This window comes from Furfurilactobacillus rossiae DSM 15814 (assembly GCF_000428925.1).
GTDB classification, from domain to species: Bacteria; Bacillota; Bacilli; order Lactobacillales; family Lactobacillaceae; genus Furfurilactobacillus; species Furfurilactobacillus rossiae.
Genome location: NZ_AUAW01000013.1, coordinates 14,784 through 41,777 on the forward strand (window position 1 = coordinate 14,784; position 26,994 = coordinate 41,777).

Consider the following 26,994-nt stretch of genomic DNA (forward strand, 5'->3'; position numbering starts at 1 on the left):
TATGCAGGTAAAGACTTTAAATTTACGGCGCTATTTGCCAGGGCGCACACGAACGTTAATTATATCGGGTTTGCTGGCAGCAGTGATGGTCATGTTGATTTTTGTAGCTATTTCCAATGTCAGTTCTGATCTTTGGTCGACAGGTCGACCTGAGTCGTCGCCAACGGCCGAATATAATTTGCCGACTGATGCTCGTATTAACAACGTGTCAAGAGCTAAGCAAAGTGACGGGACACAATGTGTTTATGTCCAATATGAACGGACCTCTAATCACCAACAGTTTTTAATGATTCGGTCTACTCAGACTGGCAGTTGGTTTACAAATGGCACCACCACGGAAGACACGATTCCATATCGATAATGGGTTGAAACCCAGAAAGGCAAATTATGTTAGCAGATGCAATTAAAGAACGGACGATTTTTATTGTGAGTGGTGATACGAGCCGTTCACCACATGGTGCACAGCTGTACCTATATTTGGCCACTTACGATTATACGATTGCCCTCGCACAGAAAACATCGCTTGAGCATCAGGGGATCTTGGCAACGGTCACGGCTATGGAACTGAATGAATTAGAAAACCATTATTTAGGTGGTGCGAGTCCAGAACCAGCGGATCCGGCAGCAATCAAATGATGTGATGTCAGTGCGTAAATTGTTTTAACGGAGGGATTAGATGTTTAAAGCAAAAAATAAAACGCCTGCCCATAGTTTGAACAAACTGTGTTATGTGGTTTCGTTCAAGTATGACGCGCTTGCTGATGAACCGGTTATTGTTAGCCCTGCTGAAGATGTCGCGATCACGTGGGCACTTAAAGAGGGTTATCTACCGAGTGAATGGTGCAAGCAAAATCTCAGTTTAAATTGGTCCGACCTTCGACATAACAAAAACTATCGCAAGTTACGTGATGATTTAACGGCTGGTTTAAGCCTGGACTTTTATCCGGCTCATAAAGTGATTTCCGGACGCAACTTAACGGTCATACGACCTTCTGGGATCGCGATTGACCCGGCACTATATACGCTCAATCCTGAGTCTGGTCATTAAGGGGGGAAGGGACATGACTAAATATCAAAAGAAGACGTTAGTAGTATTTGTGGGACTTCTGCTGATGCTTGGTTTCAGTGCTGTCAGTTTTAATTTTGTTACGCAAGAGATGAAAACCTCTTCGCCGTCAGCAATTGGCCGAGTCGTCCAAGGAACAGACAAAGCAACGGTTGTGGTGTTTAAAAGACATGGTTGTCCAGATTGTCGGTCGGTTCAGACACTAGTTAAGATGGGTGCTTTTTCCCAAAAGACGGTGTTTGTCGAAGCTACGTCTAAAGATGACCAGCAGTATTTTAAACGTTTCGGGGTTAGACATACGCCAACATTTATGATCTTGAAGCAAGGCCAGCCACAAATCCTATGGCGTGATCACGGAAGACCGGTGCGCATGTATTCAGGCACCGATCGCAAAAAGATTAAAAAAATCTTTGGGATACGACCTACGGTGATTGCAGCGGGGTGGTTGCATGTTTAAACAATTCATTGACATCTGCACCAAAGGCGTTCATCGGTATCAGGCGTGGCTGCGGCGGGTTCATCAGTGGTTGGAAGATCACTTCCGGTTACGGAAATTTTTATTACCAGCGATTATTCTTGGCATCATGATTGGATTAGTAATTAACACGCGTATGGTGCCAAAAATCACTCGTTTTCCAGACAGTGCCCTCGGCACAGCTCAGCAAGTGGGTGGGCAAAATGGGGCTGCCAATATTACGCTACAATCTCGACAGTATAATCAGAATCAACAATTCATGGTTATTAGTATGTCACTGAGTGGCACCACTGCCCAAGTTGTTGATCCAGAGTTTATTCACTTTAAAGTGTCCACGATGGTGCCACAAGACGTACGTTATGAATTGCTACCGTTGGCCAACAACTTTATTTTGGTACTGAAGCATTTAAAGCCTGGGTACCAAGGGATTCAAATTATTGTCACGAGTAAACAACCAAATATTCAAGCGTTGCAACAACAGGCTTCTTCACAGTCGAGCGGTGCAGAATCGAGCAGTTCTTCGAGCTATAAACCTGCTGTAGCTTCTTCGAAGGCGACGTTTGTTATCAATGAACGTAAGGGCTTTATCGACAACAAGTTGCAAGCACGAAGTCGTACGGATTATGCGGTTGATTCTCTGAAAAAGTCCATTGTCGGCGAAAGAAAGTCGATTAAACAACAGGACAAACTGATTGCGGTTTATAAAAACCAAATTATTGCAGATCGTCATGAAGAGGACTCAGCAGCCCAAGATAGCCAATACCAGGTCAGTGACAGCAGCACGGCAGCTAGTTATGATCCAGGGGCGGATATTAAAACGCAAAAAGGCAGCATTAAAGATGCGCAGAAGACACAAAAGACGTCACGTCATCAGATCAAGTTGTATGAGAAACAAATTGATGATGTGCGGTCAGGCAAATATAAGTTTGGTTCTGATGTTAGTGCCAGCACGGTTAAATAAACGGAGGTGCACTTTGCGATTGAGTGATGGGATACGGCAGAAATGACGACACAGCGCCCTTTTGAACCTAGCTGGTATTGGTCTAAGTATTGGCTTCATTGTTATGTTCACTAAGGTCGTTAATCAATCAACAACCTATTTGTTTGTGATACTGCTTATTGTAGATTTTCAGGTTGCCGATTTAGATCTTAAAATTGCAAAGCATGAGGTTAAACAACACCAAAATAATGTGACTGAAATGGTTGATTTCAAGTTAGCTGAAAGAATGGATTGGATTGCTCTTTTGATGATGATTCCTGTATCCATTTTGTCGTTGATTTCAATTTTTATGTAGTTAAAGAGGCACGAACACTTACTAATTCGAGTGTCCGTGCCTTTTGTTTCTGAGCACTTTTGTGAGAAAGGATGATTGCCATGAATGAGGCACAGTTAGATCAAGTTGCACGAGAATATTTTGACATTGTAGGTAATGATCTGGATTTGAAATATCGACTTAAATATGAAAAGCATCGGGTTAGGAATCAGTTGCTGTTGGATGATATTCTGGTAAATTCAATCATATCAGCGTTTGACGCATTAGGCGATGTTGGCTGGTATTCAGACGATGATCCTGAAGGCTGGCAGGATGTTTTAAATACAGGCTCGATGTTCATTGAATTTTATCTTGACTGGCGTGGAGAGTCCAAGTTTTTCAATAAAAAGCCCTGGTCTGAAGCTACAAAATTAGAGATTAAATATTTTCATTAATTGGCCATCGGTTTTAGCTATTTAGTTTTCCTTTTGTAAGAAGAGACTTCTGTACATGGCTAGAGTCAAGCTGACGCCTTTCCACTTATCATTGAAAGTACCTTCAAAATACGCGATTAAGGGCGTGTGCTTGTCGATCAATGGCTGAATATTTTCTCCGTATAAGACCCGTGATAGTTTTGACTTTTGGGTGTAGAGGGTTAATTTAGGGTGATTTTCAAATATGACCTGAACAACTGATTTCTGTTGTTCGTCGGTACCCCATTTGGGCTTAGCCAAATGAGCCGGACCGTAATAGATATGAAAATCTTCTTTCTTTGCTGGCTTTTGTGCCAGATTCCAAAACAAAGTGTTTAGACTAGCGGTCCCGTGCATGTTTGGCAACGAACGTCTTGCGAAGGGCGAATTGGCATCAAAGTTAAAGTTAAAAGGATAGAGTTTATTATTATCAAATGTCGAATTGTTAAAGAGATCTACGATAGTATTCAATTCATTGACATGAACTTTGGTGTGTCTTATAGGCTTGTCCTGATTAGCTTTGGATTGCTTGGTTTCAGTCGTGTCTGTGGATTGGTCGTTAGTATTTGACTTTTGAACCTTAGAGACGGCAGTTGTCGGACGGTTGCTGAACACGATTGCAGTTTGATCTGCAACGGCATGATTTACGTAATCCACGGCCTGCTTTGCTTGCCGCTTCTGGGTGATCTTTCCGACGGCCGTACATCAAAGGATGTGATGTCCTTCTGGACTTTCATCCTGCAAAGTAAAGCGATGTGATACTTTTGGAGACGACCAAGCATAGTATGTTAGTTTGACATGACACTCTGGATCTGAACAGTGAAAGGCCTTTGGATCGTCTATCTGATGGATTTGAATTGCGGTCCATATTTCATCAGCGGTCTTTATTTCTTCTAATTGTTCACTGTAAGCTTTTTTGGTCATAATAAGTTCCCCCTGTTTTAGTTTGAAACTTGATGTTTCAAATTCAGTATATGGACTCTGTCTAAAATCACCTAATCACCACATTTTCCGAGATGTGATGATTATTTTTTTGTCTTAAGTGGGTCTGAAGCTAGGAGATTTTTGACTTTTATGGGATATTCCGAGTGTGCAAAAGGTGTGAGGTTGTGTGGGTAAAAGGTGTGTTGAATAGTGTGCATAACATGCGCACGAGAAAGATTTGTTCATCACCGAAAAACCCCAGCACTGCTGGGTGCAACGCGAAGCGTGCATCGTTTTCCCTTATGCTCTTTCTTCACTTTACTCAAATGAGTAAAGTATCGGCCAAGCTTGGTCGATCAGGTTTCTCTGATTTTGAAAATGGGGTGGTAGTTTGACTGTTTATTTTGAGTCCATTCGAATTAGTCGTCATGCTTCAATGCGTATTCAACAGCGTCTCGGTTTACATAAACGGGCGCAAAAACGATTGGCAACGAACATGTGGGAACGTGGTCTAAGATTTTCCGAATTGTCCAGCTTACTTAAAAAGTGGGTACTGCGTCAGTTGAGTTTAAGTTCTCCAACAGGGGCTGAAGGGATTGTTTACGATAATGCGTTGTTCATTGTGTCACTGGATGGTGTCGTGATAACCGTTATGCAAGTGCCAGCAGCTTTACAGCAGATTGCTGCGCGCTGCGGTCGTGTGGCGAGCAATGGCGGCATTGCAGCCGGTCCTCGGGTGCCGGACGGGCGGCCCTCAATCGCCGGGCTGGCTTTTCCGAAATGCATCAGCAAGGAAAGTGAGGCATAAAAATGAGCCTAGCCAGTATTTTTCTTATTCTCGGTTTTTGCTGCTTTGCTGTAGGAGTTGTGCGATCGATAGTGACAGATCATTGGTTGCCACTTCTGCTTGGATTTTGTTTGGAAGTTGTTTTGCTGGTGGCACTGACTGTTACTAGCGGCATTGTGAGTCAGAAAATTGCAGTTGATACTCCCGACAGTGATCAAATTAATGTTGTAAAGACTTCACGTCCCAAAATCTATTACGGGGCCATAGCGACTAAACGGGATGTTGCTGAAGACGACGGGCTTACTGATGATCATCAGGATGTCGTGACCTATCGCGATCACTCAGGATACGTAAGAAAACTGAGAATGGACAGTACAGAGGAGCACGGGTTCTCGTTTTCAGATTTAACAACAACATCGCAATCGTTTGCTGTGAGACAGTCCTCTACTGTCAAACATCCAACGATTGAGCTAATCCCGTATCGAGCGTCAACAAAATGGAACTTTTGGACTTCATTCGAGCCACGAAAGTGGTACCGTCAAAAATCAAAAATTATTTATCGTGTTATTTTGCTGACGCCTTTAAATTACCCTGGTGGCGGCAAGATTGATTTCTAAAACTAAAGTGCGAAGCCAACTAGGAGACATCTATGGAGACGATTAGTGTGCGAATATCGGCAGAATTGAAAAATCAGTTACAAAGCAAGGCTCGTCAAAACAATTCAAGTTTAAGTGCCTACGTTGCGTCAATCTTATTAAGAGAAATTAATGGCAACGAAGACCCTAGCATCCGCGCTTATTTGCACCTTTTCGGCGATCAAATTAATAAATTAACGATTAGCAACAATCGAGTTAATGAAAACATGGTAGATCTGACTAGTGCTGTGCTAGAAGCAATTACGGTTGATGGCGGAGGGAATGATGAGTAAGAAGAGAATTTGGTTAATTGCTATATTGGCTTGTATTGCGCTTGTTTTTGGCTTTAAAAGTTTTTTCTATTTTCCGCCGCTAAATGTGCAGTTAGGGACCGTCAACAAACCAGTTTCGCAAAATGCAGATCCAAATAATTTAGCTAATCTGGTGTATCAACCAGGCAGTAACCCGGTCATCTAGGTTAACGGTGGCAAGGCGACATTAGATCCAAACAGTTGGCATGCGAACAGTGTTCAATATGCAGCGTTGGATAATATGGGTCGAACCAGTACCGGTAACACCGGATATTTATGCAAAGCCAACGTCACGAATGACGCATTAAGGCAACAGCAGACGGTTAATCCAACCGGCTGGCACCAAAAACGAGTCAAAGGGACCTACGTCGTTAATCGTGGGCACATTATTGCGTACTCGTTGTCGAAAGGGATTGCGGTTGATGGCTCGTACAATCCCAACTTGCAGAGTGGTGATCAAGACAATCCCAAGAACCTTTTCACAGAAACGACCTTTACAAATCAAGAATTGCAATGGCCATATGAACAGAAGGTCCAAAAGGCCTTGATTGCAAATAAACAAGTGGTCTATCAGGTTACACCAGTATTTAAAGGCATTAACACAATGGCCGCAGGGGTTCATATGCAAGCTGCGTCCACAGACGGCACGTTGAACTATAACGTCTTTTTATTCAATGTTCAGCCAAATGTTAAGTTCAATTATTTAACGGGTCGCAGCGTGATTGATAACGCGATGGTGGTTCCGCAGGCGGCTGATGCGCCGAACTTCAAAGGAAAGTGATGCAATATGAGTAATCAAGTTGAACGGCAGAATAAGCTGCCAACGACGCAACATGAAGATAGCCTTCAAAATAGTGAGAGTCGTATCACTGTGTTGTTATCGAAGCAAAATGATTTATTGTTTGCGCAATTAAAGGACTGGGCCAGAAGTCAGGGGACTGATGTTAACAACGGCAAGCTCTCTGACAGTGGACTGTTTAATTTCGTTTTGGCAACGTTTGGCGAGATCTTTTTGGCGACACCCAAGCGGGCTAATCAACGATATGCAGTGGCCAAATCTAAGGCAATTTCAGGGATCGATGGTGATGATCTTCGCGATCACTTAGACAGTCGATTAACGGCCATCATGGATAGAATTACTGAAAATTATTACCTAACCATGGCGACAAATGTTACTTTGACGCGTGCTGACCCTGATAACTTTTTAAAAATTGAAAGTATGTATGACAAAGACACGACTGAATTTGCGATCCACAAAAATTTACATCATGTCGTGCGTGAAGATGCCAATCGCAACGCTTTATTGAAACAGCAACAACGACGCAGAAAGTATGAGGGGTAATAAATGGATATTGATATGATCCACCAATTGCACGAACTTGAGGCAGACGAAGAATGGTTTCGTATGGTCGGCACAGAGCGGCGCCTTAACCATTTCGAAGACGTCGATTTTGATAAATATCAGACGAACCAGGATCGCGTCGATCGTAATCGAACGTTGTTACTGGGTATTCGGGCGGGCTTGTCTGAAAATAATTCTCCTGATGAACCAGTCCCGTTACGACGTGCCTGGCGAGGTCATGGGCAAAAAGAAGGGCTGCGACTGTTAACGACCGTTTACCGTAATTATGGTTTAAGGTATCGAGAAATTGCTGAATTGTTGGGGATCAATGCCAGTACGGTTAGACATGATTTACGGCCCTTCAAGGATGGCGAAATGATTAAGTCAGATTTCGTGATTAATATGCCACGTGATAAAGTAGCTGACTTAAAAATTACGTTAGGACTTGATAATCATGCGAAACGCAAATAAAAGTCAACATGGACCGGATGTAATCTACACACAACAGTTTCACGCGGCTTCAGCCAACTTCTTGAATTACATGGAGCGTGACAACGCTGTCGATATGAAGGCAGATTACAACCTTAACTATGAATTGGGACCAAATGTCCAAGAAGACTCTGAAGCTGTTCGGGCTGGATACATTGGCTACATGGATCGTAATCCTGCGACAACGCTAGAAGATGACGTCAGCCAGGACACATTAAAAGATTTAATTCATCAGTTGCCAGAAAAGCAGCAACAGCAGGCTATGCGGCTGCAGGAACAATTACATTTACTGATTACGCAGCGCCGAAAGCTTTTGAAACAGCAAGGTGAGCTGGATCAAGGGCAATCTTATCGTTTAACTCAACAGGAAATTCGCTTCAATCAAGAATTAAACTCAGTCACCCATGCTGGACAGGTGAGATTACCAACATTTGATCAGGATGATTTCAATATCACGCGTGATCAAGAACAACAGTTGCGACAGAGACTTGCTCGCGGTGAGAAAAACGGCACGATTATGTGGCAAGGTGTTGTCAGTTTTGACAATGACTTTCTTAAACGGATTGGTGTTCGCAATGCAACAAACGGTCATGTTGATCAACGGCGACTCAAGGCTGCTATTCAAAAAGCGATGCCAGACATGCTGATCCAAGAAAATTTGCAGCAGGATAGTTTCTGGTTCGGGGACATCCATTTGAACACACATCATGTACATGTTCATTTAGCTATTGCTCAAGAGCGCAATACCAGGTTGCTGACGAAAGATGGGCAACCAAAAGGAACCTTCTCAAAACGCTCGTTTGACATATTTAAACGTGAAGTGCATCGACAGTTGGCCAATAATCGAGATCAGGAAATTGAGATTGAGGACCGGATTAATTTGTTGCGCAAAAACTTGGTGTCTACGATGAAAACTGACCTGCAGCAACCAAACACAGAGCTTGAACAACAACTGGAACGGTTAGTGCTGGTATTGCCAGATTATTCGGATAAACGCAAATGGCGTGCGAGTAATCATCGAAAGGATTTTGCTGAAGCACACCAAATTGGTGATGACATAATTAATGAGTTGTTAGAGCATGACCTGAAGGGCTTGAATCAACAACTGACGCAGACGCTTAACCGCCAATTAGCACAGCGACAATCAGCCTATGGGCAGATTGATGTAGCGTCAAAAAATCGGCAAATGCAACGGGTTCATGACCGCTTACTGAATGAAGTCTTTAGAACCGTCTCTAACTATGACCAAAAAGGGGCCAAATCTAAGCTGACGCAGCAAGTTGAGAACGACGACTTTTTTACTAACAGTCAGCGGATTGATGAATTAAAGGCATTGATTAAGGATCAGCAACCAGGTAATCAATCGGCCAGTTTAAAGCTGGAACTTGGACTGCGTAAGAACCATTTGCGACTGATGAATCTTGAACAGCAACGCTTTTCAATAGAAGCGCGGTTAGCACGTTTACAATCATCTGAAGGTGATCATGAATTACAACAGCGATTGACTAACCGGTTAAATCAAGAATTACGATATGTAAATTTGCAGAAGAAGCCGCGTTTTAAGCGCACAAAAGCCGAGAGCCAAGAATTGGCTGCGTTGAAACGCTCTCAGACGCCAATTGGAGTATTGCAGGTGTCCAATGCATCACCAGAGCTTGTCAGTGCACGCAGTGGATCATTAAAACAAGAACAGCAGTGGTTACGTGACTTTCCTGATGATCCTGGTTTGAATGCATATTATTCGGCCGATGATTTGTCCAGTGTCAGACAACAATTGGTTCGAGATCAAGAATTATTGCAAACTAAGAGCCAAGTCTTTTTAAATAATCAGCGAATTGATCAACCAGGAACAACGATTCAAAAAAAACAGCAGTTACGTGCCGAAAACAATCATCTGTTCCAGCAAATAAAGCATGTTGATTATCTGAACCGTCACGGCCCACAAGCTCGAAAAGAGTCTGATGAGAAGAAAGTTGATCAGCAGAAAACGCTGGATGTCCGTGAGCAAATGCCTTTCAATCAAGCCCAACATGCCATATTTAAAGGCCTAGCTGGTGAGCTTAAGGGTAGTTGTCGTAAACAATTGCAGGCTATGAACGATCATTTGGATAGTGGCGATGACATTGATCGAGATGATCGACGTGAAGCATTGGCAATTGAAACAGGCTTTGAACGGTAAAGGAGTGTTCAACGATGAATGGTGAACTTGGCATAATCACAAATATTATTCCTGGAAAGAACGGTGTTAATCGAGTAGTAGTCACGCTATTTGCTGATGAAATTGATATTGTCGTCAAGGTTGACGATCTATTATTGAATTTTTTGTATGACCACATGGTCGTGGCAGTTAACGAAGCACATACAGAGATTCTAACAAACCAGAAAAGTTAATTGATACGTGTTGAAGGACGGCCAATGGCTGTCCTTTTTGTTTTGTCTTGGCGAAAGTTCGGAACTAAATATTGAACCCTATTCTGACAGTGTTTACAGCTGTTGACACAAATAGAAAGGGCTTAATAATATGGTCGGAAAAAAAGAACAAGATGGACTAATATCAAACAGCACCATTAAGAAATTTGTGGAGGATCAAGGCAATGTCATGACCGATGATCCTAGTCAAGCAATCTATTTGCTGACTGACGGTTCAATGATTTCGGGCTCGGACCCTGAAGAACCTATGGAGCGATCATACGATCATCGCATGATTGAGGGCTTGCCAGGCATTGATTTAAGTCGCTATGACGATGAATTTTGGGCAAAGACGTTGGACAAAACCGGTATGGTTTTGCTGACTCCGGAAACAAAGATGGCTCTGACTACTGATGGCCAGCATTTGAACTCAACACAACAAAAAGTGCTTGATGAAGCTGGTTACACAGTCTCTGCAGCATGGCCAGCATATGGGTACAGTTTCGATCATGAGTTTGCAAAAGAGACTGGGCAAAGTAAGGAAAGGGTCCATGATGTGAACCCTGCTGCTTCAGTAAAGGAGTCTAATCAACCTGGTGATTTTGCTGGTTTGGCAACCAGATTAGCACAGACAGATAAGCAAACTACGGTAGAACGCACAGTACGGCAGGAAAATGAGAAAGTAAATGAAAATGTCGAGTCAGGACCTTCAGGGGAAAGTAAAGGAAAATCAATAGATACTCCAGCTGCTGAAAAATCAGTGCAAAAGACTGACAAGGCGCGTGGTCAAAGCGAAAAAAATGATTGCTCTGCATTAGATTGGATGGGTGCGCGTGCTGGCAAGGCCCTCAACGATCAGACGGCGACAGTTGAGGCTCTAGAAGAAACAATCAGTCACACTGGTCCACTTTTGAACTATGGCCGTGAGAATCGTTCTTTACTGATGAAGTTTGATCCAGAGGGAAAGCATTTTGCGACTCGGAAAGTCTATGAAGCTGGTGGACTGAAGCTTCCTAGTGATCATAAATTGAAGTCTGTGGCCGTTTTTAAGCCTGTTGATCATTCTGTTAATGGCAAGCCGGTTGAGTTTGAAGCGACACGAATGTATTCCGCCGAACAATTTGAAGGAAAACTTCTTTATTTTGCTGAAGGTATTGCACAGGGCCAACATAATGTTGGCGATAAGGCTTGGCCATCAAAGCTTGGCGCGGTCACAAATGCGTTTGTGACGAACCATGTACCTAATCCAATTAGGCAAGAAGATCCTTTACGTTCAGCCCAGTCGGCGATGACGCGTTATATGGTGCGTGATTACGCTGGTATCACGGAGAACGATTCTGGATTTAAATTTAATGCAGCGCAGGCTAAGGCCATTGGTGATCTTTCACCAAAAGAACGAAAACGGGTGTACATTGGCTCTGCCAATTTTGCGCGTAAGGTTGTTAAAACGGTCGATAAAGACCTTGAACACGCGCCATCACGCGCAGAATACATGAAGCAAAATCCTCAGTTTGCTAGACAAGAGCAAACACGGCTAGCTGACCGAGCAAAAACACAACCGAAACGTTAGGAGGGACAACGATGAATGACAAAATAGCGCGATCGAACGGTATGGATCCGCATGACATGCATCACACTGTAGACTTCAGTAAGATTGACGGGTTAAACCCCAATCAGCGTGAATATATTCGCGCAGGTATTGAAGGCACCGAGCGGTTTAATCATTTAAGCCAACAATTACCGTTAAATGAGCGAGTGACGGCTGTTAAGACAGTACAGAATTCAGGCATCTCAGCTTCAGACCTGGTGAAACATCTTGAAGTTCAACACCGACGAGAAGTTGTTCAAAGTCGAGTTCAACGGAGAACCATAGCACGCTGATTTATAAAAATGAAAAGGTGAATGGCCAAAAGTCATTCATCTTTTAAGTTAATTGTGATTCAGCAGTCGTGTGTATTATTTGAGTTTTTAAAAACAAGAGGTGAATTTTTATGCGCAGACAGAACTATTCCACAAAAGAGTTAGCTAATTTGTCGATTAAAAGTTATCTTGATTATTCTGGCATTCCCTATGACGCTGGGGGAAACTTTGTAAAGCTGCGTGATCATAATTCCTTAGTTGTGGATTTGAAGCATAACATGTTTAACTGGAACTCTCAGGGTAAGGACGGCAATTTATACAATTTTATTCGGGAATACGAAGGATTGAGCGTGGCGGAAACTTGGAAAAAATTGCAAGAATTTGCGCAAAATCCTTCATCACATGTTAAGGCTGTGCCGGTTGTTGGGCGTCGCTCACATGGCGGTAATCGTTTAGATGGAACTGCATATCGACAAAACATTTATCCTGGGCAAGCTGACACTTCTGAAGTACGTAAATACTTACAAGACACGCGAAAGCTTTCGCCGATTTTGGTCACCAGTATGATTGATGCCGGTTATATTCGTGAACTGAAGAACCACGCGGCCTTTTTCGCATGGTTTGATAAAGACGGTAAAGAAGTGGGCGGAAACCAGCAGGGAACGTGGATTGATCATAAAGAATTTGGCAGACGTGGCACTTTAAAAAAAGATGCTATGGATAGCCGTATTAATACAGGATTTAATTTTGAGACAGGCACTGGTGGAGATAATTTATACGTGTTTGAATCACCAATTGATGCTTTGTCCTATTTTCAATTACATGCTGCTGAACTTAGTCAAACTAATAATTCTTTTCTTAGTCTCGATGGAGCCGGGAGCAAAATCGGCACAGTGTCACGGTATGCACAAGAATATCACCAGGAACTTTTTAAACAAGTACATTTGTGCTTGGATAACGATAATGCCGGAAAGATGGGCGAGCTGGAGTATTTAGATCAATACAACAGTTTGTATGGACAACCCGTGATTGAAGTCCCGCTGAAGGGCAAAGATTGGAACGAACAACTTACAAGTGGTTTTGGACCTGGGCATACGCAGCTCTCGGAAAAAGAGTTCTTAACAGACTTGGCTAAAGTTCCTGTAGTTCAAAGAGATCCCAAACTCGATCACAAAATTAGTCAAGGATATAACAATATGTATTCGAAGAGTCGTGCCCGTTAAGAGCATGGCTTTTTGCGTGAGATGGCGAATGTTGTTTCCATTGTGTAAAAGTTCATGATGCGTGGTGTAACGCAGAAATCATTCAGGAGATGGAAATATGATCAATATCAAGGCTCTACAGCAAGATGCGCTCGTCAAAGAGCACGTTAAGGCGTATAAGGTCGGTAAGCAATGGGTGTTTGCAGGGATCTTTGTATTGTCGACTATGGGCATGATGGGGGCCGATTCAACAGCTCATGCTGATGCAACTCCATTAAGTTCAACAACGCCCGCTGTTGCAGCTCAACAAGAGGGGAAGACTAGTAGTCAGAGTGCGCCTTCCTCGAACCCCACAGCAGCCCCGTCCAATCAGTCTCAGTCAGTTACATCTAACACAACTAAAAACAATGTAAGCACGCCAGTTTCTTTAGGTTCAACTAAGGCAGAGACCACGACCGACTCGGTTTCATCTTTACCGGCAACGTCACTGGCTCCAGCCAGTATGGCTAGCCAATCAACGCCATCTGCAACATCTACAGCTGTTCCTTCAGCAGTGAGTCAAGCAACATCTACTGCTCCGGATTCGTTAGCCAATAAGGTCAGTCAGACGGCAAATTCGGAAACTAGTGCAACGAGTGTTGCTTCAGCAACTAGTACAACAACGTCGTCAGCTAATGGTTCACAAGCTGTTAGTGCAACAAGTGCAAGTAGCACTTCCTCGGCAGCTCAGAACTTAGCGACTTCTGCGACAGGTAAAACGTCGAATGCATCACAATTTCAGGCAGCTAGTTCAACTAGTACGGCATCTGCCGAATCCCATATAGCTTCCATTGCCAGCCAAAGTGACGCATCCCAGAGTGTGAACACAGTTGATCTAGGGGACGTGACAGATGCAGTAGCTCAGGCAGCTAAGAATCATGCGTCAGCGGTCTATGCAGCAAGTAAGACACCACAAGAATTAACACGAATAGCAGCGGCTAGCAATGTTACGAATACTGCTGGTCGATTGTCTCCAGATGAAACAACGCAAAACAAGCAAGGCCTGTTAATCACAAATGATAAGAACTCAATCACAAGTTGGGCAGTTACCGGCTTACCTAGTGATATGACTCAAAATATTTATGATGCTAGCAATGTACCTACAAATATTAATTATTTGGCCTCGAGCAATGGCATCAAGGAACTTGACCTAAATGGGCCAATTGGAGCAGATACCAGTAACTTAAAAGTGGTTGGGACTTATGAACCAGCTGGTGCTTCTTTTAATGGGCAAAAGATTTCGAAAATTGTTGTCACATTTGATAAATTCAGTCCTTATTTGACAGATAAATCTTTGAATCGAGATATCATATTTAGCAACAATCTTTTTGGTGGTATGTGGACTGTTGGTTGGGATTATGATTTCACGCCTGTTTTTTATGATCAAAATGGAAATGTGATTGACTTGACTCCTAAGGATGGGGTTGCAGCGTTTCTTAGTTTTTGGTCTTTAAATAATGAGCCAACGGTTGATGGCAGTTGGACAATTGATCATTCATCGCACGTTACGGGTACTGATCAAGATCATGTCGAATATGTTCAGGCAATGAATGGTCAGAAAGCGTACGTTGCGGATCATTCCTCGGTAATTGTTGACAACACGGGGAAAGCATATGCGCTCCATAACAATGATCCACAGCGTATGTTCGCAGACGCTGTCACTAATCCCGAATATGGTGGTGGAATTCCAGATTGGGATTGGTTAGGAAACAAGGATTATGCGCTGGGTGCTGTTATGTACCAGTTAAATGGTGGTACGAACACGTTTAGAGTTGGCATGAACTATAACAATGCGACTCCCCTTTTTAATAACCAAAGCTACTGGATTACGTTTGGCTCAGCTCCATTAGGTAATACGGCTTCGCCGGCGCCGGTAAAGACGGTCACAGACACCTCAGGACGTTCAATTGACGGCCAGAAAGTATTGCCCGGTAGCGTTATTAATTACAAGGTTGAACAGGACATTAACCACTTTGGTACCGATTTATTGTATCCGTATACTAACTTTGAAATTGATGATACGTTGCCTAACCAAGTCAATGGCCTGACTAGTGATTATAAATTAGTGGCCATCAATAATGATGGTTCACAATCGGACGTTGATACTGGCTGGTACAAGATTATAACGAGTGCTCAAGGTGTTGTATCTGCCTCGCTGATGAGTAATATTTTGGCTGATGGCACTTCAGGCTTCTATGCGCCAACTGCTAAGGGCTATGAGCTAGTAATGCCAGTTTCTGTCAAAATGGACGCCAGTGGGACGCTTGTTAATACGGCGTCTACAAACGTTGGTAAAACCCATCAAGATACTAACACGACGCACAATCCGGTTGTCTTGATTACTCCAACAAAAACGGTAACCGATCAAAATGGCAATGACATCAATGGTAAGAACTCTGTTCGTGGAGACACAAAAGATTACGAGATTTTGTGGGACTTACGCGACGTTGATGGCACTGCTTTGACACAAGACCAGATTAATAAAGGTGTGTCGATTTGGGACTTCTATCCAGCACGGTATGAGAGCATTCAAAAAGGCACCCTAGTAATCAAGGATGCCAATGGTAAAGACATTTCGAGTGAGGTCTCCATCGATTGGGATGATGCTGATGGCAAGTTTACTGTCTCGGCAAAAGATCCCGTTCAATTTATCACCGAGCACAAGGGAACTGAACCTAAAGTCGATTTTAAAACTACAGTTAAAGCTGATGTTGAAGGAGAGTCAGACAACACTGCACATCAGAACACGTTCGGCAATGACACACCGACAAACACAATTGGCACGCACGTGAACATTACGAAGCCAACTAAAGAGGTTGTTGCGAATACAACTGATCCTACCAACATTGATGGCAAGAGCTTTGCACTTAATACCAATTTCGATTATGAAGTTGATAGCTCAACTCGGCCAGCCAATTATGCAGGGATCACTGAGTCTTGGACTGGTAGTGACTATCTTGATATTAAGCACGATCAATACAATGGTCAGACTAAGATTGTCACGACTCAAGACATTACGTTAGATAACGGCAGTGTCATTAAGGCCGGCCAGGACATCACAAATTACTTTACGACTGCCTATGATTCAGCGACAGGTCATTTGGGTATCGAGATGAATTCAGACTTGCTGAAGATTTTGAATTCACCGATAAACAAAACTACGGCGCAAGGATGGAAAGGATTTATTGGTGTTAAGGCTATCGCCGTTGGAACTGCTACTAACAAGTGGCAAGAAGACTATAACAATACGCCTGACACTTCGAACACGGTCACTCACGTCACACCTAATGATCCGGCACCAACCAAGACAGTTGACGATGATAGCGGCAATGATATTGATAATAAAGCTGTTGCTCGTGGAGATCATTTAGATTATAACGGCACCTGGGACTTAACGGGATTCACTAATTGGGCATTTAATACCTCTAATTTCGATGCAGGATTTGGCGAGTATGATCTTCTTGAAGGACCAGCAAAGATGGATCCTGATTCATTGAAATTTGCTGATGCAAATAGCCATGACATTACGGATCAACTTGAAATAACCTGGGGGGTTGATCATAAATCGTTTACAGTCAAACCCAAAGGTGACATTAAATCGTTTGTTCAGAAATACGCGGGCACTAAGCTGTCATTCACTTACACCGCAACACCGATCACTGGTGAGTCCGGCACGATAAAAAACACAATCTATCAAAATTCGTTTGGTCAGACTAGTAAAACGACCACAATGATTAATCCATTGCCAAAGATGGATCCCAAAAAAGACATTGTTGTTAATGTTGGTGATCAGAAGAGTTTGGATGGTAAGGAAATTAAACTTGGTGACATTTTTGACTACAAGCTTGAATCAAGCGTGCGACCAGAAAATTATGGTGGTCAGACGATTGAATGGGGAGGAACTGATGATTTTGATGCCGTTCACGATGAGTTCACAGGTCAATGGGAAGTATTAGCTGACCGAGATATTGTTGTCTCACCGACACTAACCTTGGAAAAAGGTACTGATATTTCACGTTATTTTACTATGACGTTTAATCCTGAAAAGCATCGAATTCATTTTGAAGCAACTCCAGAATTTGACAAGGTGCTAGATTCACCTGCAAATAAGGGATCACAACAGGCATGGTCTGCGTATGTCCAGATGAAGAGAATTGCTGCTGGCAAAGCGACAAACGTTTGGGTCGAAACCTACAACAATCAGGTTGTTAACTCCAACATTGTGACATCATTTACGGAGGTGCCAAAGACACCAAAACCTGCAAAGCCAACAGTAATTAATCATTATTACACCAAAATTGTTAAACAGATTGTCCCAGGGCCTCCAGTTGTCGAGAAGGAAAAAGTTATAGAGAAGGTTCCAACACCAGTTATGGCCAAGTCTGAGCCGAAACCTGAAGTCAAGGTAGCAACTGCTGTTGCCCCAACACAAAAGCTTGTTGAAGTAAAAACACCTGTTAAACCGCAGCCAATGACTCAGTCAATTGCTGAAGTACCAAAGATTCAATTATCTGCTCCTAAAGTAGCTAAGGCTGAACAACAAAAGCCCGCTCCTGCGAAGATAGCCGAATTACCACACACTGGTGAATCTGATGACACTTACTTCGCCGTCGGTGGGTTACTGGCACTTGCTGGCATGGTGGGCGCATTTTCACTGCATAGAAAGAAACACTCTGCCTAGAATTCGCATTTAAATAAAGATCATTGAACTATTGCCGTTGAGCGATTGTTCAATGATCTTTTTTTCGTGAGATGGCGAAAGTTGAATGTATCTTTCAAACATTTATGGTTACGGTGTTTCCTATTACAAATAGGCATGAATGGATGTGATCAATTTGAAAACAGTGGTGATTGCCGAAAAGCACGAACAGGTAGCCAAGTATGTTGCTGGATTAGGCGGCTCGGCAAAAAAGTTTAATGGAGCTACACAATTAGAGCATGGTGATTTGGGTACAACAACAATTGTTGAGGCCTCAGGACATTTGGTCGGTCTGGTGGAGCCCGAAAAGTATGACGATAAATGGGCTGGTAGTTGGCGTTTAGACACGTTGCCGATGGTTCCTAAAGAATTCAAATTTGCTTTAACGGGCAAAATGGAAAAAAAGCGATTTGATATCATCCAGCGAGAAGTAAAGTGTGCTGATCAAATTGTCATTGCGACTGATCCTGATCGTGAGGGAGAAAATATTGCGTATTCAATTTTGGAACGTATTCCAGGCGCAATGAAGAAGCCAATCAAAAGACTGTGGCTCAATGATTTAACGCAAAAAGGCGTGGCTAAAGGCTTTGCGAATTTACGAGATGCGCGTGACACATACAATTACTTTACTGAAGCACGCACACGGCAGGAGGCGGATTGGTTAGTTGGGTTGAACATGACGCGACTAGTTACTCTTAAACTACAAAAACGCGGTTTTGAGGGTGTGTTTTCGGTCGGGCGAGTTCAGACACCCGTTTTGCAACTGATTGTGGACAATGATAACGCAATCAGGGATTTTAAGACTCAAAAATATTGGAAGCTAGTGCTTCATGATTCTCGAAATAATGTTGATTACACGACTGATAAAAAAATCTCAACGAAAGCGGCTGCCCAAACAGCCTTGGCTGCTGCTCGTCAACAAACCGCAGTGGTTCAATCGGTATCGACCGAAGATAAGTCGACAACGGCTCCAAAACTATACTCACTCACTGATGTACAGGGCGAAGCGGCCAGTCAATTTGGATGGTCTAGCACGTACACAGCTGATGTTTTGGAAACGACACATTTGACAGAATGGTTGACATACCCACGTACAGATGCAAATTACATCACAACTAACGAATTCAAGGGCCTGGCGTCATTTGCGCCGACAATTCAGAGTGCAATTGATTTGCCTTTCGATTTGGTTAATTTACAACCAAGGGCAGCGTTTATTAATGAAAAGGCAGTTCAGAAGGCGGGACACTCTGCCTTAACACCGACTTTGGTCGATCCAGGCTTAGATTTAGTCAACATTCAAGACGCAAAAACGCCAGGAGCACATTCGAAAGTGATTCCGGCGGAGGATCGTCGAAAAATATATCGCATGATTGCACGTCGAGCACTGATGATGTTTGCGCCAGACATGAAAACGCGAGTGACCAGTATTGAAGTTGAGTGTGACGGACAACGATACAGTTTAAAGGCGGTCAAAACCACCGATGCTGGATTCAAATCAATCTTAAAAGAAACTGTCCGTAACGAGCAGACACCTGACGTTCAAGAGGGTCAACAACTAACACTTGAACCAAAGTTAATCGAAGGCACCACAAAGCCGCCAAAGCGATTTACCGAAGCGCAGGTGATTAAGTCGATTTTTACTAAATATAACTTGGGCACGCCGGCGACAAAGTCAGAGATTTTGCACACAATTGTGGAGGTTCGTCGCTATGTTAATAAGAACACGAAAGGACAATTAATTCCGACAGAACGAGGGATCACTTTAACGGAGTTTCTACGAGGATCAGTTTTTGTCAGTGCTAAGTTAACGTCCGCATGGGAAGATTATTTGGCCAAAATTGGCGATGGTTCTGGTAAACCACAAGTTTTCTTGGACAACGTTGTTAAATTAATCAGTGGTGGACTCAGCCACTATTCGACAGCAATCCCAGAGCTTAGCGCTACCCCAAAATATACAGCACCTGTCCGTAGTGATGCCATTGCGGACTGTCCGAAATGTAAAAACGGACAGATTAGTTTGGTGAGTGGTGAGAAAAATAGTGGGAAATACAGTTTTTACGGTTGTGATAATGAAAAGTGTAATTTTACATTGCCGCACAAGTTTGGGGCGAGTGTGCTGGAGGCAGATACGATTCGACAACTCTGCGTTAATAAAATAACCGATGTTTTACGTTTAAACGGGCGAAAAGGCAGTTATCAAGCCCGGTTGAAATTAAATAGCAAATACAAATTAGACATGGATTTTGTGAAAGAAGGTCGTAAATGATGCAGCTTAAACAATTAAGTTATCGACAAGGTGTTCCAGTGCGTACCAAGTTGGGATCCGTGGTACTCCAGTTAACGTTCGCTGACGCGTCCAATGAATTGCTGAAGGTTAGTGTGTCGAAAACCCAATTGCATGAACAATTTGGCTCTTTGGAGGACTTAGTTCCTGGTGACACTTACTCTTTGGTTTTTAAAACGTTGCTTGAAGAGACAACAGGAGCCAGCATATTGTGTTTAGAAGCAGCGCAACGGTCTCTAAGCAAAACCAAAGAGACAACCGATTCGCTTAGTAATGGCAGACGCGAGCAATCTCACTTTGAACCTAAAAATTTAAACACGACAGAGGCAACATCAGATGTAACAGATGGGTTGCCACCAGAGAGTGCGCATCGACACATTATTGGGGAACCAGGGCCAAATCAACATGATCAATCAAGTGTGGACTCCGCTGATGCAGTTGCCAAACTGACTGATAGCTATGGAGTTGAACCAGAAAGTCAGTCTGCGGTGGCACATTCGTCAGGCGTCAAAGCCTTGAATGACTACTTGGCTAGAAGTGTGGCCGCTGAGAGTAGTGAATCGAAAAGTGTTCAGCCTTTAACCTATCACGGGCAGGCCGATTATAGTCATTTAACACATGCTCAGAGCACTGCACCGGATCCTGATACCCAAGATGCTGGTACAGCAGATGACGCCCGTGAATCCTTTACGCAAGGTGCAGCTTCTTCGGCTGATAGCAGTGAGGGCTCTGAAGATGCTGACGATTTTCCGGGTGGTGGTTGGTAATGCCTGAGTCTTTTTTAAATATTTTTACTACGAATCTGACGGCTGCAGCTACCGCAAATCCGGATAATTATTTAACTATTGGCCGACACCAGGAAATTGAGCAATTGGTTGATAATTTGTCACGAAAGACGAAAAACAATCCCTTATTGATTGGCGAACCAGGTGTTGGTAAAACGGCCATAGTAGACGGACTAGCGCGTTTGATTGCCTTAAAAAAAGCGGGTCCAAAATTGAATGATAAAATCATTCGGGTGCTGCAAATGGCCGAACTTCGCAACCCGACTGTGGGAACCGGCGATGCTATGGCAAACTTTGAACAGTTGATCAAGGAATTAGCAGCTAGCCAAGGGAAAATAATATTATTTGTTGATGAAGCTCATATGATTATGTCGACTGGCGATTATGGTGATGTACTGAAACCGGTTATGGCCCGTGGAGAGATTCAATTAATCGGATGCACGACCTTACGCGAATATCATCGAGATATTGAAGAAGATGGCGCTTTGAAACGTCGTTTTCAAGTGATCGATGTCCCTGAACCATCAGCACAAGAAACTGAAGCCATTTTGACAGGTATCAAGGGTGGCTATGAACGATTTCACCATGTGACGTATTCTGACGCGATTGTTAAGTTGTGTGTGCAATTATCCATGCGCTACATTCCAACTCAATTTTTGCCAGATAAGGCCATTGATCTATTGGATATGTCCGGCGCAGTCGTCAGTTCGCAACAAAGACAAGCAGTGACTGCGACTGACGTTGCCAAAGTCTTGGAGATGATGACTCACATTCCAATCACGAGTATTTTGATGCAAGATTCGGAAAGACTGCGTCAATTGCCGAGCAATTTAAGGCAACGTGTTATCGGCCAAGATGAAGCCATTAAGAGCGTTACCGATACCGTTGTACGTGCCAAAGTTGGTATTCAAGATCCTCGGCTGCCGTTAGGTTCTTTTTTCTTCATGGGTATGACTGGAACTGGCAAGACTGAGCTAGCTAAGGCATTGACAACCGCTTTGTTCGATAACGAGCAGGCGATGATTCGGATGGATATGTCAGAGTTTTCACTGGCCAAGTCGGTGGATCGATTTCAATTTCAATTAACTGAAAAAATCAAGCATCAGCCGTATTCTGTGGTCACGTTGGACGAGTTCGAGAAGTCTAACCCACTGGTACAAGACCGGTTGCTACAAGTGCTTGGTGACGGAGAACTCTCTGATGAATATGGTCAGGACGTTGATTTTAGAAATTGCATCATTATTATGACTAGTAACATTGGCTATGAGGCCGTCAATGATCAGGCCGACTTCATGTCGGACGAAAAGGCGGATAAATTCACGATTCAACGTCAAAAAAAGAATTTTAAAACAATTATTCAAGATACCTTGACAACAAATTTCCGTCCTGAATTTGTTAATCGAATCGGTAAGGTGGTCGTGTTTAATATGTTGGATAAGGCGATCATTCGCAAAATTGCGGATAAGGATTTACAAGAGCTGAATGTCTGGATGAAACACACGGGCTTTCAGTTGCGGTATAAAGATGACTTACTAAATTTCTTAGCTGACATTGGCACTGACATTAAGCAGGGAGCCCGTCCATTGGCGCGTCAGATCGATCAGGAAGTTGCTACACCCGTTAGCTATTCGATTTTGTCGAATAAAGGCAAAGGTTTTAACGTGATTCGTATTCATGTAAGTGGACATGGAGAATATGGCAATATTCGCGGTGATCGAGTGGTGCACTTTGAATTAATTAACCCTAGATTGCAATAATAAAGTTACCACCTAGAAAGAGGCTTGCTCACTGCTTGAACTGGGGTTTGCCAACGGAGACATTTTCTAGGTTTGTTATTGATAAACGCTGTGGCTCGTTGAATATTGGCCTCTGAAACCTGATCAAACTGTGTTCCCTTCGGGAAATAGTAGCGAAGTTCTCGATTGAACCGTTCGTTCGTGCCCCGTTCATTCGGGTGATAGGCATGGCAAAAGTAAATCGGTATCCGATAGCGCTTTGTAAGCGCCTGATCGCAGGAAAACTCTTTACCGTGATCAACCGTCACTGATCGAACCGGCCCCGGAAAGTCTACCATCAGTCTTGCAAATCCTTTGAGAACAGCATTTTGTGATAAGTTTTCAAGCTTAGTTGTCGCCATTAAACGTGTGACCCGATCGACAATGGTCAAAACAGCAGCCTTTGACCCGCGACCACCGCGAACTGTATCCATCTCTAAATGTCCTTTTTCGGTTCGCCGATTAGCTGACTCACTGCGCATCTCAATTGAGGTGCCTACTGCTTGATTATAGCGCGACCGAAGATCTTGTTTTCTTTTATGACGTTTACCGTGATCAAAGAGTTGGCTTGGCTGAAAATCGACTTGTCTTTGATAAATCCAGTGGTAAATCGTATGTGGCGCACAGTGAACGGCATAACCGACCATTTCAGGGGACCAACCTAGGTTTAGCTTCTCAGTTACCATCCGCTTCAGCCTAGGCGTCAAAATCGAGTGTCGACCACAACGATGCCGACAAGCATTGGCTTGATCCTGAGCTATAATGGCGCAGTAATCACCTTCAGGGCAACGGTGAAGCTCATGCCTAATAGAAATACGAGAGCGGCCTAAGGTCGCGGCAATGTATTGAATCGTGTGGTGTTGCGACAGTTCTATCTGAGATCGTTCAATTAAGGTTATAATGGCCATGGGACCTGTCCTTCCCTCTAGATGGTATGTTATGCAAACACCATTTTAGCAAGAAGAGACAGGTCTTTTTTCACATTTTCTGGGTGGTAACTTTAATTATGCAATCTAGGAACGACCACAATGTTGCATAGAATTTAGAGTTTTCTAAATTTAAATTGCCAAACCTTACCGACTTTTGGCGAAAGTTCGAGAAACAAAAAAATAATTATTTAATGGCCGTGCTAGATAAGCAACGGTCTTTTTGTTTTGACTCGTTTACTTATTGGTAACACTTTTAATAAAGGAGGAGTGAAACCATGTTTCATTCACTGGTAGATTCGGCGAGCGAACTGTTGATTACACATGGCCATGGTATTTTCTTCGGTGATGTGGGCGGAAATACGGCTAACACTATTCACCAAGTAGCTAATGACCTGAAATGGGCTGCCTTAGCCGGTATGGGCGCCTCAATCATGTGGGGTGCTGGATTATTCGGTATGGGTGGTGAAGAAGGCGCCCGCAGTGCCAAAAAGCGATGGATTCATGCTGCTATTGGTATTGTTGCCTGTCTTGCCGCCTGGTTCTTCCTTGACTGGTTGGAAGGCTATGCGACCTCTAACTTCCCAGGCTCATAATTTTCGAGAGAACTGTCGTCCAATTTGATTGGACGGCTTTTTTCGTGTGAGATGGCGAAAGTTGAGCCTGAAAGTCAAACGATTAAAGTAACAGTGTTTACAGACGATAAAAATGAATGGACGTGAAGAAAAAATGAAGTTTCCATTTGGCCATAAAAAGTTGCGTGTTGACGCGGCAATAGAAGATCCATATTATCTTGAGATTGAATTCCGCCAGGGTACCGGACCTGATCAGGATGAAAACATTGCTAAACTTATTAACGACAAGTCGCCACATTTACTTGACACTTTGCCACTGGCAAGTTTTAAAGATGCTGAAGCTTTTTTTATGGCACTGCAGTCTAGCCAGCAGGTAATTGATGATGGTGCCTTTGCCCTACAGACCTTGAAAGTCGACAAACATGATTTGGACGCGAAGGTTGATGCCAATAATCCGTTCACCGCACTGATTCTGGATGATTTCGAAATTCCATTTGACTATCAGAATGTGACTAAACCATTATTTGAGTCGATCTTTAATGATCCGGATAATCTGAATGTTAAATTCAAGGAAAAAATAGATTTAGTTAGAGGGATCAGCGATTCCTACTTGGCTTCCACGGGACTTAGCCGAGACAATTTAGCGCGAGTCCCTAAAGAGGACGAAGTTAAGGACGAGCTGCACCCAGAACGCCCGGATGTAACCCTAGACGTTCCAGCACAACAAGTTACCGTGTCCGAACCAGAGCGCCTTGATAAGCCGAAGACAGCGGAACCTACTGATTATTCTGGTCAGACCGACCAGACAAAGTTACCTAGTAAGCCGGTGTATGTGCCTGGTTCAGGGACTGTTTTAGATCAAAAAGAGATCAACGCGCTTAAACAGCCAACGAATAGCGATAGTCATGTAGCAGCAAAACCCAGTGCCGCACCGGTGATTTCTAGCACTGCGCATTCCGTATCGACCACTGTAGGCAATACTGATCAACCTAGACGTGTGCAACATGATCAGGTTAAAGCACGTGCTGCTACTGAGGACACGGTCAATGATTTGATTGCTAGAGCAACTGCTGAACCAGGTTTATTTGAAGTTAAAGCCGTTGCTGCTGTCGGTCCTGAAGATGAACATTATGTTGACTACGCCTTGCAGAATAAGCGGCGTGACTACAATGAACAGTTGTTGAGTGGGGCAAAAAAAATAACAGCTCGTAATGGCGAGTTGTTATTGGCTGAGCAGAGCCAGCAGGTCAAGGATATTGAACAGCAATTATCGCAGTTTCGGACAGCATCTGATCATACTCAGGACATTCATCATGAGGTTGGGACTAAGTACGCGGACCAGCACGACCTTGCAGAAAAGGCCGGTAAGGACAAGCTAAAAGCTAAGTTTGATAAGGATACGGCTGATGCTAAAGCACGATATGAAGCCCAAATCGCCTCTTTAACCAAACAGTATGCGGATGATCAACGACAATTGACTCAGAATTTGAATGTTCAGTTTGAAAAAGCGGCGGTCGCCGAAGAAAAACAACGCTTATCTCAACAAACTCAAGAGATTGAAACTGGTGTTGAAGATCTACGAAAGAAGCTGTTACGGGCCGCTCAAATCAATCTAAATGGTTATGTCCAAAAACTACGCGGTACTGCGAGCGATGTATTGCTGAAAATGTTTCAAGATTACCAGGCCGATTTAGATGCTGATGAAGCACGTTTTACGACTGAGCATTTAAATGCCATGACCAAACGTGCAGCGGTGCAACAAGCAGAAAATGAGAGCCGAAGAGTTTCAGCGCCTTATGATTCAGTTCATCAATTAACACAGCAGCTTTCTGATATGACTACGCGCGCAACGCAAGCCAAATCGCAGACTGAAACATTAAAAAGCCAGCACACACAGGATCGCGCTGAGGTTGATCGTTTAACCAGCACAGTAGACACATTAAAAGATCGTAATGAGCAGTTAGCAGCGCAACGTGAAGCTGCTAACCGGGGAGCTTCTAGAACCGAAGGATTAACTATTGAACAGGCACTCGCATTAGGCGCGCATTTAGCCGGCAAGGATGCTCCAGAGCCTAAACCAACAGCACCGCAACATGAGGATCAACTTGACCAGAAAGAGGATCAAAAGACGGTTCAAATTTTAGGTTTGAAACGTTTACTAAAGATGGCTCTAGTTTTGATTGCTGTACTGGTGGCCGGTGTTATTGGTGGGGGCTTTTGGATGCACAGTCAAACAACTAATCGAGCCGATAATCAAGCAATTTGGCAATCATCTATGTCGGCTTCATTAAGTCGGCAAGTTGTTCAACACAGTTCTGGTTCAAACTCCCAGGTAAGACACACTAAAAAGGTAACTAAGAATAGCTCATCAACGGAGTCTTCGTCAGTTACAGTCGATAGTGATAATGAACGCGAAACACGAGCATTTGATAATCTTGATTTAGCTGGCGTGCAGGCGTTGCCGCAGGCTAAGTATGCTGCATTAGATACGGCGTTGTTGAACAATAATTGTAACGACGTTCGTGTGGCTTTAAGCAAGCTGAAGAATTATCAACTCAATTCGAAAAAAAGAACTAAGATGACGTTAAACATCCTTCGCAACAATTACTACTACGATTTGTCGAATCAAGTAGAGAATGTGAATGTGTAATTTTTATAGTGGTGGGCAGTGACGACAGATCAGTT

At 43.4% G+C, this 26,994-nt stretch carries 27 protein-coding genes and 1 pseudogene; 25 read left to right on the plus strand and 3 right to left on the minus strand.

Translation table 11 applies throughout. The features are described from left to right. Position 1 precedes the first annotated feature (1 nt). The 7 genes from G400_RS0108965 to G400_RS0108995 all read left to right on the plus strand — a co-directional run bounded on the left by G400_RS0108965 (position 2) and on the right by G400_RS0108995 (position 3,249). The gene (locus G400_RS0108965) at positions 2-361 is read left to right on the plus strand and encodes a hypothetical protein (RefSeq protein ID WP_017262359.1); all 360 of its coding nucleotides are present in this window, start codon (positions 2-4) and stop codon (positions 359-361) included. A 26-nt stretch (positions 362-387) separates the two neighbouring features. Then, positions 388-636: a hypothetical protein gene (locus G400_RS0108970; RefSeq protein WP_017262360.1), complete on the plus strand. Its 249-nt coding sequence runs from the start codon at positions 388-390 to the stop codon at positions 634-636. 40 nt (positions 637-676) lie between these two features. Beyond that, a complete protein-coding gene (locus G400_RS0108975) occupies positions 677-1,048 on the plus strand; it encodes a hypothetical protein (protein WP_017262361.1) in 372 nt (123 codons plus the stop codon). Between the two features lie 13 nt (positions 1,049-1,061). Next, on the plus strand, positions 1,062-1,523 hold the full coding sequence (locus G400_RS0108980; RefSeq protein WP_017262362.1) for a thioredoxin family protein: 462 nt from the start codon (positions 1,062-1,064) through the stop codon (positions 1,521-1,523). Beyond that, positions 1,516-2,502, plus strand: a complete 987-nt coding sequence (locus G400_RS0108985; RefSeq protein WP_017262363.1) for a hypothetical protein — start codon at positions 1,516-1,518, stop codon at positions 2,500-2,502. The genes G400_RS0108980 and G400_RS0108985 overlap by 8 nt, the downstream gene beginning before the upstream one ends. 61 nt (positions 2,503-2,563) lie before the next feature. Next, the gene (locus G400_RS0108990) at positions 2,564-2,836 is read left to right on the plus strand and encodes a hypothetical protein (protein ID WP_017262364.1); all 273 of its coding nucleotides are present in this window, start codon (positions 2,564-2,566) and stop codon (positions 2,834-2,836) included. Between the two features lie 80 nt (positions 2,837-2,916). Then, positions 2,917-3,249, plus strand: a complete 333-nt coding sequence (locus tag G400_RS0108995; protein ID WP_017262365.1) for a hypothetical protein — start codon at positions 2,917-2,919, stop codon at positions 3,247-3,249. Between the two features lie 21 nt (positions 3,250-3,270). Here the strand turns inward: G400_RS0108995 and G400_RS0109000 are convergent, their stop codons facing one another. Both G400_RS0109000 and G400_RS0109005 read right to left on the minus strand, forming a co-directional pair. Continuing rightward, entirely contained in the window at positions 3,271-3,924 is a 654-nt protein-coding gene (locus G400_RS0109000; protein ID WP_017262366.1) for a hypothetical protein, read from the minus strand. A 48-nt stretch (positions 3,925-3,972) separates the two neighbouring features. Beyond that, a complete protein-coding gene (locus G400_RS0109005; RefSeq protein WP_017262367.1) occupies positions 3,973-4,191 on the minus strand; it encodes a hypothetical protein in 219 nt (72 codons plus the stop codon). Positions 4,192-4,582: 391 nt separating this feature from the next. On the opposite strand from G400_RS0109005, the gene G400_RS0109010 reads away from it, so the two are divergent. The 16 genes and pseudogenes from G400_RS0109010 (at position 4,583) to G400_RS0109080 (ending at position 22,790) form a co-directional block, all read left to right on the plus strand. Beyond that, complete coding sequence (locus tag G400_RS0109010) at positions 4,583-4,999, plus strand: hypothetical protein (protein WP_017262368.1); 417 nt, start codon at positions 4,583-4,585, stop codon at positions 4,997-4,999. 71 nt (positions 5,000-5,070) lie between these two features. Beyond that, on the plus strand, positions 5,071-5,595 hold the full coding sequence (locus G400_RS0109015) for a hypothetical protein (protein WP_017262369.1): 525 nt from the start codon (positions 5,071-5,073) through the stop codon (positions 5,593-5,595). Between the two features lie 32 nt (positions 5,596-5,627). Further along, on the plus strand, positions 5,628-5,906 hold the full coding sequence (locus tag G400_RS0109020) for a hypothetical protein (protein WP_017262370.1): 279 nt from the start codon (positions 5,628-5,630) through the stop codon (positions 5,904-5,906). Beyond that, positions 5,899-6,090, plus strand: a complete 192-nt coding sequence (locus G400_RS16460) for a hypothetical protein (RefSeq protein WP_017262371.1) — start codon at positions 5,899-5,901, stop codon at positions 6,088-6,090. The genes G400_RS0109020 and G400_RS16460 overlap by 8 nt, the downstream gene beginning before the upstream one ends. 54 nt (positions 6,091-6,144) lie before the next feature. Beyond that, positions 6,145-6,705 (plus strand): annotated as a pseudogene (locus G400_RS14900) (DNA/RNA non-specific endonuclease); the annotation flags it as partial. A gap of 6 nt (positions 6,706-6,711) precedes the next feature. Further along, positions 6,712-7,266 (plus strand): hypothetical protein, encoded by a 555-nt coding sequence (locus tag G400_RS0109030; RefSeq protein WP_017262373.1) that lies wholly within the window; start codon positions 6,712-6,714, stop codon positions 7,264-7,266. Between the two features lie 3 nt (positions 7,267-7,269). Beyond that, positions 7,270-7,737, plus strand: coding sequence for a helix-turn-helix domain-containing protein (locus G400_RS0109035; RefSeq protein ID WP_017262374.1), 468 nt, complete (start codon positions 7,270-7,272; stop codon positions 7,735-7,737). Beyond that, positions 7,721-9,934: a relaxase MobL gene (gene mobL / locus G400_RS0109040; RefSeq protein WP_017262375.1), complete on the plus strand. Its 2,214-nt coding sequence runs from the start codon at positions 7,721-7,723 to the stop codon at positions 9,932-9,934. The genes G400_RS0109035 and mobL overlap by 17 nt, the downstream gene beginning before the upstream one ends. A 14-nt stretch (positions 9,935-9,948) precedes the next feature. Further along, complete coding sequence (locus G400_RS0109045; protein WP_017262376.1) at positions 9,949-10,146, plus strand: hypothetical protein; 198 nt, start codon at positions 9,949-9,951, stop codon at positions 10,144-10,146. A gap of 130 nt (positions 10,147-10,276) precedes the next feature. After that, positions 10,277-11,734, plus strand: coding sequence for a hypothetical protein (locus G400_RS0109050; protein WP_017262377.1), 1,458 nt, complete (start codon positions 10,277-10,279; stop codon positions 11,732-11,734). Positions 11,735-11,745: 11 nt separating this feature from the next. Next, positions 11,746-12,045, plus strand: a complete 300-nt coding sequence (locus tag G400_RS0109055; RefSeq protein WP_017262378.1) for a hypothetical protein — start codon at positions 11,746-11,748, stop codon at positions 12,043-12,045. A gap of 110 nt (positions 12,046-12,155) precedes the next feature. Next, positions 12,156-13,247, plus strand: a complete 1,092-nt coding sequence (locus G400_RS0109060; RefSeq protein ID WP_017262379.1) for a toprim domain-containing protein — start codon at positions 12,156-12,158, stop codon at positions 13,245-13,247. Positions 13,248-13,344: 97 nt separating this feature from the next. Continuing rightward, on the plus strand, positions 13,345-17,946 hold the full coding sequence (locus G400_RS0109065) for an LPXTG cell wall anchor domain-containing protein (protein ID WP_017262380.1): 4,602 nt from the start codon (positions 13,345-13,347) through the stop codon (positions 17,944-17,946). 163 nt (positions 17,947-18,109) lie between these two features. Further along, positions 18,110-20,230 (plus strand): type IA DNA topoisomerase, encoded by a 2,121-nt coding sequence (locus tag G400_RS0109070; protein ID WP_225351487.1) that lies wholly within the window; start codon positions 18,110-18,112, stop codon positions 20,228-20,230. Beyond that, positions 20,227-21,015, plus strand: coding sequence for a hypothetical protein (locus tag G400_RS0109075; RefSeq protein ID WP_017262382.1), 789 nt, complete (start codon positions 20,227-20,229; stop codon positions 21,013-21,015). Before G400_RS0109070 ends, G400_RS0109075 begins: the two co-directional genes overlap by 4 nt. After that, positions 21,015-22,790, plus strand: a complete 1,776-nt coding sequence (locus G400_RS0109080) for an AAA family ATPase (protein ID WP_017262383.1) — start codon at positions 21,015-21,017, stop codon at positions 22,788-22,790. Before G400_RS0109075 ends, G400_RS0109080 begins: the two co-directional genes overlap by 1 nt. Positions 22,791-22,795: 5 nt before the next feature. Here G400_RS0109080 and G400_RS14905 read toward each other — a convergent pair whose 3' ends face one another. Then, complete coding sequence (locus G400_RS14905; RefSeq protein ID WP_026017187.1) at positions 22,796-23,716, minus strand: IS30 family transposase; 921 nt, start codon at positions 23,714-23,716, stop codon at positions 22,796-22,798. Positions 23,717-24,012: 296 nt separating this feature from the next. Between G400_RS14905 and G400_RS0109090 the strand changes: the two genes are divergently transcribed. Then, the gene (locus tag G400_RS0109090; protein WP_017262384.1) at positions 24,013-24,330 is read left to right on the plus strand and encodes a hypothetical protein; all 318 of its coding nucleotides are present in this window, start codon (positions 24,013-24,015) and stop codon (positions 24,328-24,330) included. A gap of 133 nt (positions 24,331-24,463) precedes the next feature. Next, positions 24,464-26,959, plus strand: coding sequence for a hypothetical protein (locus G400_RS0109095; protein ID WP_026017188.1), 2,496 nt, complete (start codon positions 24,464-24,466; stop codon positions 26,957-26,959). Positions 26,960-26,994 lie beyond the last annotated feature (35 nt).